We start from the raw sequence: 17482 nt of genomic DNA on the forward strand, positions 1-17482 counted from the left end.
TTTCTGAATAAATTTGAATACTGCCATGGAGTTTGAACCCCAGTTATCTACTTTATCGATAATTATTTCTTTAAAATCATCAATTTTACTTTTAATATCTCTAGGTTTTCTTGATTCAGCATTTGTACCATTAAGATATTTATCAACTGTTCTTCTATCACAATTAAATCTTCTAGCTAATTCACTTTTATTCAATACACTTATATCCTCCTTAATCAGTTTTAGTTGATTAAATACATCTTTTCGCATAATATTTCTCCTGTAGTTTTAGAAATATTATACAAGAAAAATGTACAAATCTGTGCATTTTGAGATTCTAATTTTTGTGCATTTTCATTTTATCATTTACACGGCCTTATAATTGTAAAAAATAGTACGAACGAAAAGAGTTTTGCGTAGCTACCTCGTAAGCAATGGAAGCCCGTTGTAGTCGGACAAAGTGACGGACGCAATGACCGACGCACGAGCCAACAATATCATCTATGTCGTCTTCATTCAAAGTGTATACTACTTTGTATTTGAAGTTTAGAACAAATAGCAGGAGAAACTACGGAAAAACAAGCGTTTTAAATAATAAGCGCTGGATAGATAAGTAGCCAGTATGGTATTGTGGCGAGCACCCATCATATCTACTATCTAGGAGGAAGTCCTCTCCTCTCTATACTCCTCTACTAGGTGTCTCTCTACAACTTTTTGCCCTTGATTAGATATATGAATAGGCCTAGATGCGGTTCATTTTATTGCAACATTTATATCCCAAGGAAACCTGTAATTATCGAATAAAGCTACACAGACGCAATGAGGACGCAAGGACTTACGACATCCTCTCGAATAGCCTCAGGTCTTTAATAATTGCAAGCCAAATTATAGCTTTTAATTGGATAATTAACCACTGTGGACATACTAAAAATATCTAAAACTAGCAACAGGATACTCAGCTACCTAAGTATCCTGTTGCTAGTTTTGGCTTCCTAATTAGTTAATCCCAAAGCCTTATCTAATTCTTCCGCACTGACCTCATACGTATAGGGTCTTATAACTGCCTTACTTACATCAATACCATATATGCTATTTGATGCCCCTGTACTATATTTAGGTCTGTGGGTGTGCTTAAACTCATATAGAAATCCACCCTCGATTTTTTCATAAGTCCCTGTGATTTCTACATAAGTTCTATTTCCGTCACGGGATACCACCTCTACTACTGTGCCGTTCAATTGCACACATCCTCGGATAAATGGCTTAAATTTACCATCATTCCCTCGTCTCCATGAACCTTGTTGTATGACCTTCATACTAATCACCTCCAGATATAATTTATTCTACATAGTTAATTAGTACATGCCTGATTTAGATACAATATTTGTAATATACGTTTAAAACGCCTTATAAAAGAACTTTCAAACCTTCAACAGGGATTTATACCTGAAGTAAGCTTCAGAACCTCTACGGGTCGTTTTAGACTGTTTTAGATATGATATAGCTCAACCCTTGAACCAGTGCCCGTTTGCGGTCTTTCCGATGACACTGTTTCCAAATAAAATCCTCTAAAACTTTATTGTGCTTGATACAATATTTCTTTCACGTCCACTATCATCGTACATTGCCAAAAATTTATGCAAGTCTTTAAGTGGAGGAATATCAACTGGGTCTGGTCTTTCACCGTCACCAAGAAACTCTATATATGATACTGACGGTTCAGCTACAAAGTTTGACTTCTTATCAATCAGCCTCATTAGATCTGAAGTCTTAATCCTTCTATGGTTTCCAGCACTACGATAAGTTCTAAGCTTTCCAGAGTTGGTCCACCTCCTAATACTCTCTGTACTTACTCCTGCAAGCTCACTTGCCTGAGCAACAGTTAATAGTTTGTCTTTCATAATATCAGCACCTTTCCATAATCTTATATAAACTTAGTCAAGCTTAACGCACAAACCTATACTTAACTTTGCCTAATACTGTATAAGCTTGACTGGCCTCAGTAGGATTTTTAGGTAGTAGTAAACAATAATGGACTGGAGTATCGAATAAATCATGATACGCCAGTCCATTGTTTTAGTTTTAATAATCTAAGTAGCAGCTAATTCCATTCTTCCTAGACAACTACTTGCTCCTCTATAAACTCTTCAAATTTATCAATATCTTCAAAGGCTACTTCATTGCCCAGAGCTTCAAAGTGTTTTCTTCCACACTTTATTTTTGCCTCCTCTGTTGGTCTTAGGGTATCAAACATAGTATCTCCCTTAGTTTCCAATACAAAGTACAATTTATCCTTACCGTCTACCTCGATTAGTACAGCCCAGTCAGGATTGTAAGTGCCTATTGGCGTCGCTATTTTAAACCACCCCGGAAGTTTTGCATATAGCTTAACGCTATTATTATTTTCAAAGCTGGTAGCAAAGCTTTCTTCGTTGGCACTATCATATACCACATATTCATATACTGACTTTTTACTTTCTATCATGTTTTTAGATAGATAACCTGTAAGCTCCTCACTTTCAAATAGCTCTTGGGCGTAATATTCCTCGTCACCTAGCTTGGTATATTTAATGCCGTCAACAATCATTAACCTCATTTTAGCAGAAATAATTTGAACTGCCTGCTCCATATACCTTTGAGGGTTTTTCTTAAATAGGTTGATAGTCTTGCTTCTAAGCAGTATCTCAACAATAGTTTTTCTTGTTAAATTGGTTTCGTTCTGAAGATAAGCAATGATATCAGGTATATTCTCCTGTAAGTTATCTAAACCTACAGCATATCTATCTGATTCTTCTGCCACAACACCACCAGCACTAATATCAAGTCCAGCCTTAGTATATATTAGTTTGGCAGAGCTTACAGAAAGGCTATTCTGCATTTCTTTACAACATTCATCGATTAGCTTCTCACTATCAAAATCAACAGAATAGGTGGTCTTATACTTAATTCTATCCCATAAATCCTTGAACTCAGGGTCTAAGTAAACCTGTTTATTGAGCTTGATGCTCTTTTTATCGCTATTATTCTTGATATTAAGAGTACTACAAACTTTTCTTGCAAGAGCTGTAATCTCTGCTTTTACAGGTTCAAATTCTTTAGATATCTTTATGTCATTATTCTTTATGGCAATCTTTAGCTCATCTTGTACCTTTCCTGCCTCATCAATATATCCATTGTCTAGGAACTGTTTATAGATAGCTTCTGAAGCCTTCTGCCCTAAGTATTTTTCGCTTCCATCGTCCTGCTTTACTGGGATATTAGCGAATAAATGACTTTCTACTATACCAAACTTGATACCTGTTTCAGTTTCGTATTCTTTTTGTAGAGCCTCTGCAAAGTCCTCGTAGCTTTCATTAGCCATAACAGTCAGAGTGTTTATTGAAAATCCATGCTGACGTTCACCTTCCTGATTTACGGCAAGGCGTAGCCCACGCCCAATTTCCTGACGCTTTTTAACCTCACTCTTAGTTTCATTAAGGGTACATATCTGAAATACATTGGGATTATCCCAACCCTCACGAAGTGCTGAGTGGGAGAAGATAAACCTAAGCTTAGTATCAAAGGATAATAGGCGTTCTTTATCTTTCATAATCAAATTATAGGCATCCTCGTCATCCAGTGTCGAGCCACTGGTGTCCTTTAAAATGCCTTTTCTATCAGCTGAAAAATATCCATTATGAACATCTTCAGCGGCTGTATCCAAGTCAATATCCTTAAATAGGGTATTGTACTTAGGCTTTTTAATAAGGTCAGCATAATGTTTCTCAAAGAGTTCAGCATAAATACCCTTTTGAGGGTTACCATCCTCATCATAATAGCGATAGTTGGCAACACGGTCTATAAAGAAAAGACTTAGCACCTTAATCCCATGCTTATTTAATACCAGTTCCTTATTTAAGTGTTCCTCTATGGTTTTCCTTATCTGTTGCTCCTTTATAGCCAAATCGTCTACATCACCAATTGGCTTTCCTATACGTAAAATATCTGCCTTACTTGTAAAATCAACATATTCGTTTTCAGGTTCACAATAAATTTCATTGACTATATATCCTTCGTAGACATCACGACCTTTAGACTTATCATAAAGGTCATCGCCTTGTCTTACTACCACTGGTGTTCGTTTAACTACACCTTTCTTATCTTTAACATCCAGCTCTATTCTTGCTGTAATAGGAGATTTCTTATTATTTATAGATAAAAGCTTCATATAAGCATTGTTGTGGTAGTCCTTAGTTTCAAATCCTGCAACTTCAATTTGCTTAACAAGCTCCAAATTATAACTGTCTACTGCATCCAGCTTATAGACAAGATTATGCTTTTCCACATGAGTCGCAGAGTACCTTAAAGTACATAAAGGATTTAGTGACTTAATGGCTTCCTTAGACTTAGGAGTGGTATCTACTGATTGTGGCTCGTCTATAATAACAAAAGGGCGAGTTTCCTGTATCAGTTCAATAGGTTTCATACCGTTTAATCTGTCATTAGGTCTATGAATGATGTTAGCCTTGGTTTCCTTGGTGGGGTCTGTAAAACTCCTTCTAAAGGCGTCTATATTGATAACCATAATCTCTATGTTATCGCTTACTGCAAAGCTTCTGACCTGTTCTAGCTTACCACTATCATAGACAAAATAGTTGTAGATTGTATTATCAAACAAATCATTGAAATGGTCTTTTGTAATCTGCAAGGACTTGTAAACACCTTCTTTAATAGCAATGCTGGGAACAACAATAATAAACTTAGAGAAGCCATAATTCTTATGCAGTTCCAGTATTGTCCTAAGATAAACATAGGTCTTACCTGTACCTGTTTCCATATCTACATCAAAGTCATACACTCCAGCCTTTAGGCTCTTTGTTTGTGCTAGGCCATTTCTTAGCTGAATAGCTTGCAAGTTTTCTAATATCTCATCTTCGTCAAGTTCAAGTCTGTTGCCTATACCATTGGTGCTATCATACAAACCTATTTGTCCATTATAAGGTGCTACGGTAAAGTTTGTCCGCATAGGGGTTTGACCTCTAAACAAATCAACAATGGAGGCTATGGCTTGGTGCTGATATTCTAAATTTTTATCAAATTGCAGTTTCATTTAGTCCATACCTCCCTATATAGTTATAAATTCTTCAATTCCGCCAGATTTAAGAATCTCCTTGATATTGGTCTTGTTGCTATCTGTCTTAAATCCATTATCCTTAAAAACAACTCTAGTGCTTTCAGGAGCTAATTCTTTTACCTTTTCTAAAATGCCTTTAGCAACTTCTATTGTAATCTCGTTATCAAGGCAAATCATCAGCATACCAAATCCAATAGAATAAACCTTCTTCTGTGCAAGAGTAAACTCATCAACTGGATAGGTTAGGTCAAGACCGTATTTAAGCATTATCTCATAGACAACATCCAACTCTGTTCTACCTTCCATATAGTTATCTACATAATCCAATAAAGATTGTTCCAAATTATCATAGTCGGGTTGCCATTTTCGGATATTAGAAGTGTCCAGTTTCAATACCTTAAAGCCTATATCAAGGTTTGCTATGTTCTCTTTATCCTTATTTTCTTCTTTAATTTTCTCACCTGCACGACGAATACGCTCCTTGCCTATCTCACAGATATTTGCAAATTCAGGGTTATCTGTTGGTTCTGGGAGCTGGACCATAATAAATTTACGGTTGCCACCATCCTCTGCATTAAGTTGCATTACGGCATGGGCTGTGGTGGCGGAGCCTGAAAAGAAATCGAGGATTATATCATTTTTAGAAACTGAGTACTTAACTAGTTTCTCTATAAATAAAACTGGCTTCGGGTTGTTGAAAAGTTCACCTTCTAAAATTAGTTGAACTTCTTTTGTACCAACTTGGTTCATGTACTCGTTTTCTATTGGAAATAGGCTATTAACAGGATTGAATAAGCTCTGTAATTCATTTTTATACCTTTTAAAAATAAATCCTCTTTCGTTATCTCTATATTCCTTTTTAAATTTTATTTTTCCATTTTCAATATATTTTTCTAAGCTGGCTTTTGAAAATGCCCAGAACCTCCCCTTTGGTGGCAAATCAGCTTTATTGGTAAATGGATTGATTATCTCAAAATAAGTCGATTCACTTCCACTTTTCGCACTAGGGTCTCCAGAAGTCCATTCACCCTTAGGGTCATTATCAGGATTCGTATAATTATTAAAGGTTTTTTCTTCACCGTTTAAAACAAGATTATCTTTGTTTTTTGCGTAAAAGATTAAGTTTTCATGCTGTAAATTAAAGCCTGCTCCTTCATCTCCAGTCATAGACTTAGTCTTTCTTATTATTTCTCCTGTAAAATTATCCTCTCCAAATATCTCATCACAAATTTTTTTTAAATTTGCTACCTCATTATCATCAATGCTAATAAAAATAACCCCATCATCAGCAAGCAAGTTCCTTGCGAGCCTTAGTCTTGGGTACATCATATTAAGCCAGTCAGTGTGGTAACGACCACTTGCTTCTGTATTTGTACTTAGTCTATTGCCTTCACTATCTACTTGTCCTGTGAGCTTCTTATAATTCTCAAGACTGTCGTGGAAGTCGTCAGGATATACAAAGTCTTTTCCGGTGTTATAGGGTGGGTCTATATATATCATCTTAACCTTGCTATGGTAGCTCTTTTGTAAAAGCTTTAGCACTTCTAGGTTATCCCCCTCTATGTAAAGATTCTGGGTTGTATCCCAGTCTTTGCTTTCCTCTTTACATGGTCTAAGAGTACCTAGTGAAGGTGTCTGTGATAAACGCAAGGCTTGGCCTTTACCGTTCCATGTGAAGTTGTAGCGTTCCTTACTATGTTCTACATATTCACCTAATACCTGTTGCAATTTTTCAAAGTCAACCTTGTCCTCCGTAAATACATCGGGAAATATTTGTTTTAGCTTTTGAATATTCTCCTCTGCAATATCAGGGGTTTCACCACTTAGATTAATCTCCTTCATTTTACAAGTCCTCCTTAAAAAGTTTTTTACTAATATAATACATAAATTCAAGCGATTTTTTATTATTATTTTCAGAATTGTTTTTAATAAAACTCATTATTCCCTTGAAAGTATCTTCCGAACTATCACTATTGGTTTTTGTTACGACGCTTAAAATCTCGTTATATTTATCCATAACATATTCTAAATACTTATGACTTGAATTGTCTTTGTCTATAAAAAGAAGTCTCCTTTTTATTCCTAATGCTTTTAGGTGGCTGCTCTTTATTACATTATAAATATCCAAGTTAGTTCTACTTTCACTTGGTTTTCCAATCACATATATAGGGTCAAATATATTGCTAAATTCTTCAACATATGAAAAGTACATCTCAAATAATATTTTATTTTCCCTGCTATTTTCTAAATTAACTAATCTTTCATTTGTTTTATTAGCCTTATTATTTTGCCATAATGCTAGTGCACCAAGTAAAACAGTTCCAATAAAAGCTAAGATAGAACCATAGAATGTCAGAGCATCGCCAACCCCTAAACTTGTATTTATCAACACAAAACCACAATCACCAATAAAATATGTTCCCCAAATTAGAATAGGAAGGATTATTATTACAATAACTACACTTTTAATGTATTTGTAAATCATTGGATAATCCTTTCTTAATGCCTTTAGGTTATTTATTATTTGTTTTTCTTTATCGTTCATATATCTCTCCTAAAATACCTTTTCGGTCCTGCTCTAATTTCTTAATTTTTATATTCAGTTCCATCTTACGATTAAACTGGCTTTCTTTTTTAAGCTTAGCTCGTAAGCTTGCAATCTCTTGTTCTATATCCTCTATTTGTGCTGAAAGTTCTCTTGCTTCTATACCTGTTATATTTTCATCCGTCGGCATAATAGCTGATAGGTTATAAATACTGATAGCATCAACAATATCACTATAAAGTGCATAGAAGTTTGTAAACCTCATTTGCTTTATATCAAGCTTAGCAAATAAAGCACTATCACTATCTAGCCATTCAGTGGCTATAAATTCCTCGATGGTATTCTTACTACTATCACTTTGGTTAATCCTCTGGTGAGCTACATAAAACTGCCTCTTATCTTCCAGCTTAAAAATCAGCAACATAGGGTAGGGTATAGTCCTCATAATGATTTCTGCTATTCTTTTAAGCTTGTAATCTTTATGCACAAGGACTTCTATCACTTCAATCTCAGGATAGTCTCGCATTTCATCCTTATAGGCTGGTATATTTATAGTTTCAGGTTTAAGGCAGTAAAGCCAAGTTATCTTGCTTACGGTATCTGTAAATAATGACTTATCCCTAGTAGACAAATCAGCATTTTCATAGAATAGCTTTTTGTAAATAGTGTTACCGATAAAGCAGCTATCAGGTATATTAAGAAAATCGTAAGTATCCATAGCTTCACCCCTTAACTTTTTAAGACTAGGAATGTGATTAGTTCAAAGTCTTCTATACCGTCAAATAGGCTTCTCTGCATTGTAGTACCACCTTTAGAGAAAAGACTGGCTACTCCAATGTCTTGCTTCTTACCTATTAGGTTTTCAATGGAAGCTTCCAGTAAATCCGAATAATGCTCCATTTTACGACCATCATTAGTTTCCTTGTTAAATTCCTCTACCAGTTCTTTTAACACTTCGTCTTTACCTGAGCATAGCTTTTTATAGTAGTCTAATATCTTCTTGGAATGAAGGAAGGATAGCTGTACCTCTCCGTCATCTGTGATATAGACCATATAGTAAGGAAATAGAGGGTTCTGCTCTTTGCTCTGGTCTTTGCCTTTGACCTGTCTAAGAGTAAATATCACTCCGGGTTTTACTATGTCGCTAATGCTCTCGTCTATTTTTGTAACGGCATACATTCCATTTGGTGCTTCATCTAAGGCTTTTCTCTTGGTTTTCATATACTCCATTAATTCAATCTTAAAGTCATTAAAGGTCAGGTCTGTAATGGATATAGCTCCTGATATATCTTCTAGGTCTACAACCTCATTCTGTAGCTTTTTTAGTTGCTTCTTACGGTATTCAAGGTCCTTCATTTCCTTACTTGGATTGTTTTCTATAACATTTTCTTCACCTGTGGCTGATACGTCCAATAAAACCATTCTGCCCTTAACTCGTTGTTGAAGGTTTATATACTCGTCTAAGTCCTTAGTTGGCCAGAAGTTTACTAGCTTAATATAATCGTTCTGAGAGCCTATACGGTCAATACGTCCAAACCTTTGGATAATCCTTACAGGATTCCAGTGTATATCATAATTTACAAGATAATCGCAGTCTTGTAGGTTCTGTCCTTCAGAAATACAGTCCGTTGCAATAAGAATATCAATATGTTCATTAACCTCTGGATATACCTTAGAACACTCCTTAGAAATAGGCGAAAATAGAGTCAGCACCGTATTTATGTCTGTCATCTTAACCGTCCTTCTCAGCTCCTTTGGTATAGGTAGGGTCGAGTGGTTATCTCCACTACCTGTTACAATAGCAGCGTAAATACCTCTATCAGCAAATTCCTCAGATAAATGCTTATATAAGTACTTGGCCGTGTCTGCAAAGGCTGTAAATATAATCACCTTCCTGTTTCCTGTATTGATAGGGTCCTTAATCTTATTTTCTATTAAGGTTCTAAGCTCTATAAGCTTTGCATCTCTATCGGGTGTTACATTTATAGCTTCCAATAGGATAGTTTCTAGCTTGTCCTTATCAGCTAAAAGGTCTTGCTTCCACTTGATAAGGTCCATATCCTGCAGTAAAACCTTGACATTGTTACCAAACATCAGGTTGTCATATTCAGGGTCATCTATGTCAATATCACTAATATCCATTTCAGCATCATAGTCAAAATGCCTTTTCTCTATGGCCTCAAGGGTCTTATCTATTTTATAGAGAATATTCTCAACAGTTAAAGCAAAAGAATTAATAGAGCTTTCCATCCTCTTTAAGATACCTACACGCATAAGCCCAACTAAGCTTTGCTCCCTATCTGTCTGCCTAAAGACGCTATTGTTCGTACCAACGGTCATATCGTACTTTTTCTCATAAGCAGCTCTCTTCTCGGGAAGAACATAGCCCAAGGGTGAATAGACACACAGGGTAAGCTTTTTAATAAGCCTATTGATTTCCTCTATAGGAGGAAACTCACCTTTAGTATCAATGATAGGATACCTGTTTTCAGGGGTTAGTCTTGTGGGGAACTTGCCTATCTCTTCCAAATTATAATACTTCTCTATATGTTTCCTAGAGCGAGCAATAGTTACGGTATCCAAAAGCTTAAAGTAGTCTAAATCCATCATATTGACAAAGCTTTCTGTTGTTCTTTCAGGGTCAGGAAGTTCAGACCACCTATTAAATACAGCTTGAGCCTTTCTAAGTATAAGTTCAAGGTTATCTAAACCAACACTGGAAAAGGCATCATTTCTGCCCTCTGTTATAAATGCTATCTGGTTCTTAATATCATTCATCTTATTGTTTACAGGTGTTGCTGATAGCATTAAGACCTTGGTCTTAACACCTGCTTTTATTATGTCATTCATAAATCGTTCATAGCGAGTTATACGACCTTTGACTGGTGGATTGTTTCTAAAGTTATGGCTTTCATCTATCACTACTAGGTCATAGTTAGACCAATTAAGGGTGGCAAGGTTAATCTCTCCTGAGTAGCCACTTGTCCTGCTCAGGTCAGTATGATTTAGAACATCGTAATTGAATCTATCACCAGAGAAGATATTACGCTTATCATTCATGGTGTATACAGTCCAGTTTTCACGAAGCTTCTTGGGTACGATAACAAGAACCCTGTCATTTCTTAATTCGTAGTATTTAATTACAGCCAGTGCCGTAAATGTCTTACCAAGTCCAACACTGTCGGCTATGATGCAGCCATTGTACTTTTCAATTTTATCTATAGCCCCCATAACACCGTCTTTCTGGAACTTATACAATTTATTCCAGATAAAAGTTTCCTTGAAACCTGTACGGCTTTTAACAATGTTATCCTCGGTTAGCTCGTCAAGATAGTTGTTGAATATATTGTAAAGGGTAACAAAGTAGATAAACTCAGGTGTATTTTCCTTATAAAGAATACGCATTTGTTCAAGAACTTTCTCTTTTACATCTTGGACGGCTGTTTCGTCCTCCCACAGTTCATCGAAGGCTTGCAGAAAACTTATGGTATAGTCTTTGCCATACAAACACATATTGCTGTCTAATCTATTGGAAGGAGTGATACCCAGTCCATCAGAAGTAAAGTCAACTGTTCCATTTATGGAAACATTATCGCCGGGGTTTTCTATGTAAACCAGCCTTGGTTGAGCTGGATTTGCTTGCCTTAGAGACTTAATTTCTGCTTTCTTTTCTAGCCACTGGGCACATTCCTTGGCTATGGCCGCCTGCTTCATTTCATTTCTAAGCTTTATTTCAAATTCGTTCCCTGACATCTTTTTCTCGGGGTTACGCTCTATATAATATTCCCGAATAAGCTCTTGGTCCTTATGTACAAAGGTGGGTTCTGTAAAAATGAATCTCATATTATCTATCTTACTAAGCTCCTTTTTAAGCTCTGCATAGGCATAAATTGTAAAGTAAGCTGATATAACTGATAGCTTTGAACCCTTGTTTAGTTCCACTTTTAACTCATCTACAACCCTATATTTCTTATTATCCAATACCTTAGGTGGTTTCATATAATCAACCCTCCGACCCTATTTATCGTAAACCATTATTCATTAGCTTCTTTCTTTGTTTTTCTTCTATCTGCAGGTTTCTCTGCGTCCATAGGTATGAGCCAGATATAACTAAACTTAAAAGCTCCTTGTATTCTGCCTTCTTCACAAAGTATCTGAACTCTCCGTCTTGAAATATCCCACTTTTCAGCTACTTCCTTCGCTGATAGATACTCCATACTAAACACCTCCAATTAAAGAAGTCTGTTAATTAATTATATACCACCTTGCGAACAATAGCAATATTTTACAATTCTCACAATTTAGACATTTCGCTTATTCTATAGAGTCAAATGCCCGTGGCACCAAATAAAACCCGAAAAGTTATTGACTCCAGCTTGGGGGCGCGGTATAACATCATCAAGTGGGGTCACTAAGCAAGGAAGCCCGACAGGAGAGGAGGTTCTGACGAATTGCTAGGAATGGTAAAGGTAGACTAACAACAAAAGAAGAAACTGTCTCTATTAAAGTAAGGTTGCCAAAAAGTATAGCAGGCCAACTCGGAGATATGGCTGAGCAACTTGACGTACCTATGGCAAGCATTATAAGACAGGGTATTATCAAAGCGTTAGAGGAACTATCTAAGGAAGCAAAATAAAAAAAGTATGTGCCATAAACGACCGTTTTTGGTATAGATTTATAGTAGGCACAATATAGCTAGGTTGGTTGATATAAAGATGTACCATTAAAAGTGTCATAAACAAATTATATTGTGTCACCAGTAAAATTTATAAAACTATAACTTAGTCTATAAAAGTATAACTTAGTCTATAAAAGTATACATTGATGGGCTACCGAAAACAGTCTAAAAATAGGTTCATAAATGTATAGACTAGGGTTTATAGAGTAGTCTATCGAATGTGTAGACATTTATAGACCACTACCACTATTTCATAGCCCAAATAAAAATTGCAAGAAAGGAATGATTATATTATGGCTGTATACGGTTATCATAGAACAAGTACTGCCGACCAGCATTTAGACAGAGGTATTAAAGCTATCAATGATTATTGCATTGCTAACAACATTAAGATAGATGAAATGTTTACGGACCAGAAAACAGGTAAAAATTTTAACAGGCCAGACTATCAAGCATTAAAAAGGATAGCAAAGAATAAATCTGATATAATTATAATATCAGAGGTCGACCGCCTTGGCCGCAATAAAGAAGAAACCCTAAAAGAACTCCAGCATTACAAAGCACTTGGTGTCAGGCTTATGATTTTAGAAATACCTACTACCTTGGTTGATTATTCAACTATGGAAAGTTCATTAGCCAGTATGCTAATGGAAACTATAAATAATATGTTAATCGAGATGTACGCTACTATTGCACACGCTGAGATGATTAAAAGAGAAAAACGCCAAGCTGAGGGCATACAAACTATGAAAGACCGTGGTGAGTGGGATAAATACGGTAGGCCAGCTGCTATAGATTATGATAAGTTTAAAAAAGAATACGGTAAAGTACAAGCAGGCCATATTAAGCCCTTTGAGCTAATAAATCAACTAGGTATGGCAAAGTCCACTTACTATAAGTATGCTAAACAAGTCAAGGATGAGCTGTATACTAAGGAGGTCTGTACAGTATGATTACAATGTGTCCAAGCTGTCTTGAGCTTTTCAGTGAAATATGGTCAAAGCCCTGTTGTGATTGTGGTTATAAGACTGTTAGCGTAAGTGTTGAGCTTCTAGGGGTAGTGAAAGCGCTGATAAATCGAGGTTTTAAGGTGTCTTATGCTAATTGCAATACTCATAAGGACCAAGATGGTAGTGGTAAATTTACACAAATGTGTATTGATTTAGGAGCTGACTATCCACAGGCATTATTTGATGAATTGCCACCTGACTGGATTGTTACTGATTCTTATCCAGTTATAGATAATGAAATATTGGAACCACCATTTACGGTTCTCAACTGTGTTTGCGAACATCCACCTAGTGAATGTGACCCTGAAAGCATAGACTTTGCCAAAGAAGTCACTATAAGCAATCTTGAATTATGGCTTGAAAGCAAAGACCCTGAAGCTTGTAAAGCTATATTTAGGCTTGCAGGCTGTAACTAACCAAAAGACCCTACGGGCTAATATAAGCATTGTAGGGTCTAAATTTGCAAGAAAAGCTTCCTTATTCTCCATAGCTAAGCCTATGCCTAGTTTGACACGGGTAGTAGTTTTGCTAACGCCGTTTTTTCGATTGACGATGGCAATGATTTATGCATTCGATTTGGTTCCTACTTTCATTTTTTGAATAAAAAGAGCCAGTCATATGGACTAACTCCTTTTCTAAAAGATTTTATATGTTCAAATATTATGCTTGGGAATCAAGACGCAATCTAAGCGTATTAATAGCACGATATCTATTTAATGCTTCTATTTCACTATAAACATCTAGGGTATTGCTGACATCTTCAATGGTTACAGCTAATGCATATGGAATATCCAAATTCTCTTCATCCCAACGTGAAAATAGTTCAAGCCAAATTTGCCAATCACCAGCTTCAAACCTTGAAAACAGTTTTGTGAACTGGTGACAAACATCCCATTTTTGTCTTCCTACTTTAAAATCTTGTTGAACTGGTTTTAAACGTCCATCAGAGCTGCTCTTTTTTAATGATGCTCTTATATATGCCCCTAAATATTCTGTTCCTTTTGTTCTATCAACAGGTGGCATCGAAATACATGTTACTGTAACTTTTGCAACATTTCTGCCAACCTGAGCAGCTAAAATTTCAGGCATATAAATTGTTACACGTTCTTTAGTAACCTTATTTAAAGTCCCTGTTCTCACAAATGTTACTTTGGAAGGAGAAGAATATTTGCTTTCATCTATGTTCGATAAACCTCTACCGTATAAATTATGGGCATATTCCAACTCTTCATCTGTAATACTATCCTCATCCCAAATAGGCATAGCATTGTGATATAATAAGGTTTTTGCCAATAGGATATCTTGGTTAGGGATAATTTCTAATATCTCTGCAAAGTCTCCTGCTACAACAGGAGCAGTAAAACTTGTTCCAGCATCTGGCGTCAATTTACCATTCTTATCTAAAAGTAAAGAATATTTATCTTCAGGGACTGATACTGAACCCGCAACACTTGCTATACAGCCACCGTAAGCAGTCAAATCCGGTTTAGAAAAACCATTAAATCCCGCCCCTATACGGCTATATGATGAAACTTCATTTTTAGTAGAAAGACTATTAGGGTGTGTTTCGCCCGAAGTTGCCCCAACAACGATTGATAGCATAGAGTCAGCTGGAGCCGATACTCTTGAATCATCATCGTCGAGAATATCTTCCAAACACGATTCAGTGCTCCATAATTGATGATTTCCCGCTGAAACAACAAACTGTACATTTTTCCTTAATTGTAATGCGTCTAACTCATAACCTAAAATACTCATTTCATCTCCTTCAATTGGCGATGAAGCATTTGCAGATAAATTATATATCTTAGATATATCACAAAATGTAGCAACAGCATTCTGGATTCTTTTGATAAACACATTTACAGGAACACTTCCATCTAAAATGTTACAATCAATAATACGAGTTCTTGGGGTTATCTTCGTACTAGGCAATTGGTCACATATATATTTAAATGCAACCCTACTAGCAACTTTTGTTCCATGCTCACTATCACCTCCAGAAGAACCATCTGTCCAATGATGAAGTATAAGGGGCTCTAATCCTTCTGGAAAATTCACTCCCGAGTCTAGTACCGTGACTATGGGTAATTTATCAATAACAACACTATCGTCCAATTCCAATTCATTTAAATCAACTGCATCTTTTGATGCTGCATCTGCACTAAAAAAATCAGTTTCCTCAATCCTATAAATTGCTGAATCATTTTCGTAATGATATAAGGAATTAGAAGGTATTATTGCTCGAATCACTGGCGTGTTATCTGATAAATAATATGGTTCTTCCTGAATAGTTCCATTTCTATCACCAATTTTTCCAACCAATCTTTTTATTGCCAAATTATAAATTTCTTCTCTTAAGTTAGGCACAAGCATTAGCTGAATATCCAATGAATCAGGAACTACATCTAAACAAGTAGTTTTTTGTAAAGAGTTTGAATTCTTTTCACTACCAAGATATGGCTTAAAATCTTCGATATAATCAAAGTATGTTTTACCTGTTCCTGAACGAGTATAGTCATCTATTCTCTTTTTTAATGATTGGAACTGAGTCTTTGTTGTAGCAATTACAGCCTTATTCTCACTTTTAACAACTTTAACCTCCATACCAGTTGATGTAAACAAGTCCTTTTTGTCTTTGATTTTTTCTCCATCCGGCAATTCTACTTTGAATATCATTAATCCTGCATCTGATAAAGAGTCATCCTCTGAAACATTTTCAATCGCTTGTTTTATTGATTGAAGACTACTACTTAATTTTTGTCCGTGCTCAGCAAAAGATATATTTCTTGGTGTTGTTCTCGCTGTTGGTTTTTTTTCAACCCTAGTAACTTCCTCATCAGGAATCCATAAATGGTTTCTTTTATTGCTCATCATTTAACCCCTCCTTTTTAAAACGATAGTCCAATGTAGATTTTGGAATGCCTGTTATATCTTCTAATGTTCTTAAAGATATACCATTTTTTTTAAGTTTATATAGTGCTTTCATAAAATCATCACTATTCTCACTAACAAAAAGTGTGTTTTGTTGCAACCATATTTCTGCAATTTCTTTTTGAGAAACAACCTTATTTATATTCTGCAATACACAATATTTTGCAAGTGATTGCATAAAACTCTGAACTTCTGCACCACTCATGCCCTCAGACAATATTGATAAAGTCTTAATATCAATATCATACTCAGATAATTTTTCAGAACAAAATCGTTCAATAATTTGAATTCTCTGTTCCGTATTTGGTAGTTCTAACAGTATTGAAGAATTAAATCTTCGCCAAATGGCTGGATCTAAAAGATGATGGTGATTTGTTGCAGCTACTAAAAAAACGTTCGATGGCATAGCATCCATATTTTGCAAAAGAGTCGTCACAACTCTCTTGAGCTCTCCTAACTCATTAGAGTCATCTCTTTTCTTCGCAATAGCGTCAAACTCATCTAAAAACAACATAATTCTCTTATTCTTAACAAAATCAAAGATTTTTCTTATGTTTGTTCCTGTTTGCCCTAAATAAGAAGAAACTAAGCCATCTAGCTTTACGTATGCAATTGGCATTTGTAATTCCCCCGCTAAGGCATTGGCAGTTAATGTTTTTCCACAACCTGGAGGTCCACAGAATAACAATCTGTTTGCGGGAGCTATACCTCTGTCAATAAGTTTTTCAACAGATTTCTGCTCTTCTACAATTTGTCGAACTGCTTGTAATGTTTTCTCAGGCAACGCAACATCTGACAATGTAACTTTAGGGGTTAGAATTTCTAACAATTCCAATGTGCTATCCTTATCTTTAGGCATCGGAATAGCATTTTGGACAGAAAAAGACATTTCCGAAAGCGGACTATCATCATAAGCAATAGAACGTTTTTTATTATATACATATGCGTTTCTCAATGACGAAGCCGTGGAATTATTTCCTTTCCTTTCTTCATCATCTGCTAAAATATTTAATGCATTTTTAAAAGCCTCTTCACTCCCAGAGCTATGAGCCTCTATCAATTTAACTACTAAACCTGATTTCATATTGACACCTCTTTTTGGGACACTATTGTTTTTTACTATTTAATAGTACCACTTTTATTCCATTTTGTCAATGTTTTATTGGACACGATTGGACAGGTGATGGTAGTGACATTCTTACTTATCTCAATGACAATAACTC

Annotated in this window: 13 protein-coding genes and 1 pseudogene; 2 read left to right on the top strand and 12 right to left on the bottom strand. The window is 35.7% G+C overall.

Annotation, left to right across the window (positions count from 1 at the left end):
• From BLV37_RS02020 to BLV37_RS02060, 9 genes and pseudogenes are all read right to left on the bottom strand, one after another.
• Nucleotides 1-249, bottom strand: a pseudogene (locus BLV37_RS02020) (hypothetical protein); the annotation flags it as partial.
• A 722-nt stretch (nucleotides 250-971) separates the two neighbouring features.
• Nucleotides 972-1295 carry a hypothetical protein gene (locus BLV37_RS02025; RefSeq protein ID WP_091726558.1) on the bottom strand — a complete coding sequence of 108 codons (324 nt, stop codon included), beginning with the start codon at nucleotides 1293-1295 and terminating at the stop codon, nucleotides 972-974.
• Between the two features lie 252 nt (nucleotides 1296-1547).
• Nucleotides 1548-1880 (bottom strand): MerR family transcriptional regulator, encoded by a 333-nt coding sequence (locus tag BLV37_RS02030; protein WP_091726561.1) that lies wholly within the window; start codon nucleotides 1878-1880, stop codon nucleotides 1548-1550.
• Between the two features lie 215 nt (nucleotides 1881-2095).
• Nucleotides 2096-5068 (bottom strand): type III restriction-modification system endonuclease, encoded by a 2973-nt coding sequence (locus BLV37_RS02035; RefSeq protein WP_091726563.1) that lies wholly within the window; start codon nucleotides 5066-5068, stop codon nucleotides 2096-2098.
• Nucleotides 5069-5083: 15 nt separating this feature from the next.
• Nucleotides 5084-6934 (bottom strand): site-specific DNA-methyltransferase, encoded by a 1851-nt coding sequence (locus BLV37_RS02040; protein ID WP_091726566.1) that lies wholly within the window; start codon nucleotides 6932-6934, stop codon nucleotides 5084-5086.
• Between the two features lies 1 nt (nucleotide 6935).
• Nucleotides 6936-7637, bottom strand: a complete 702-nt coding sequence (locus BLV37_RS02045) for a hypothetical protein (RefSeq protein WP_091726569.1) — start codon at nucleotides 7635-7637, stop codon at nucleotides 6936-6938.
• The gene (locus BLV37_RS02050; RefSeq protein WP_091726571.1) at nucleotides 7627-8355 is read right to left on the bottom strand and encodes a DUF4391 domain-containing protein; all 729 of its coding nucleotides are present in this window, start codon (nucleotides 8353-8355) and stop codon (nucleotides 7627-7629) included. The genes BLV37_RS02045 and BLV37_RS02050 overlap by 11 nt, the downstream gene beginning before the upstream one ends.
• 11 nt (nucleotides 8356-8366) lie before the next feature.
• On the bottom strand, nucleotides 8367-11636 hold the full coding sequence (locus BLV37_RS02055) for a helicase-related protein (protein ID WP_091726574.1): 3270 nt from the start codon (nucleotides 11634-11636) through the stop codon (nucleotides 8367-8369).
• Nucleotides 11637-11671: 35 nt separating this feature from the next.
• On the bottom strand, nucleotides 11672-11854 hold the full coding sequence (locus BLV37_RS02060) for a MerR family transcriptional regulator (protein ID WP_091726576.1): 183 nt from the start codon (nucleotides 11852-11854) through the stop codon (nucleotides 11672-11674).
• 754 nt (nucleotides 11855-12608) lie between these two features.
• Here BLV37_RS02060 and BLV37_RS02065 point away from each other — a divergent pair.
• Complete coding sequence (locus BLV37_RS02065; protein ID WP_091726579.1) at nucleotides 12609-13268, top strand: recombinase family protein; 660 nt, start codon at nucleotides 12609-12611, stop codon at nucleotides 13266-13268.
• Nucleotides 13265-13741, top strand: coding sequence for a hypothetical protein (locus tag BLV37_RS02070; protein WP_091726581.1), 477 nt, complete (start codon nucleotides 13265-13267; stop codon nucleotides 13739-13741). The genes BLV37_RS02065 and BLV37_RS02070 overlap by 4 nt, the downstream gene beginning before the upstream one ends.
• Here BLV37_RS02070 and BLV37_RS15495 read toward each other — a convergent pair.
• The 3 genes from BLV37_RS15495 to BLV37_RS02080 all read right to left on the bottom strand — a co-directional run bounded on the left by BLV37_RS15495 (nucleotide 13676) and on the right by BLV37_RS02080 (nucleotide 17343).
• Nucleotides 13676-13888, bottom strand: coding sequence for an AAA family ATPase (locus BLV37_RS15495; RefSeq protein WP_143031472.1), 213 nt, complete (start codon nucleotides 13886-13888; stop codon nucleotides 13676-13678). The two genes, BLV37_RS02070 and BLV37_RS15495, sit on opposite strands and share 66 nt — an antisense overlap.
• A 97-nt stretch (nucleotides 13889-13985) precedes the next feature.
• Complete coding sequence (locus tag BLV37_RS02075; protein WP_091726583.1) at nucleotides 13986-16202, bottom strand: S8 family peptidase; 2217 nt, start codon at nucleotides 16200-16202, stop codon at nucleotides 13986-13988.
• Nucleotides 16189-17343, bottom strand: coding sequence for an AAA family ATPase (locus tag BLV37_RS02080; RefSeq protein ID WP_091726585.1), 1155 nt, complete (start codon nucleotides 17341-17343; stop codon nucleotides 16189-16191). The genes BLV37_RS02075 and BLV37_RS02080 overlap by 14 nt, the downstream gene beginning before the upstream one ends.
• Between the last annotated feature and the right edge of the window lie 139 nt (nucleotides 17344-17482).

This window comes from Proteiniborus ethanoligenes (assembly GCF_900107485.1).
In the GTDB taxonomy this organism is placed as follows: domain Bacteria; phylum Bacillota; class Clostridia; order Tissierellales; family Proteiniboraceae; genus Proteiniborus; species Proteiniborus ethanoligenes.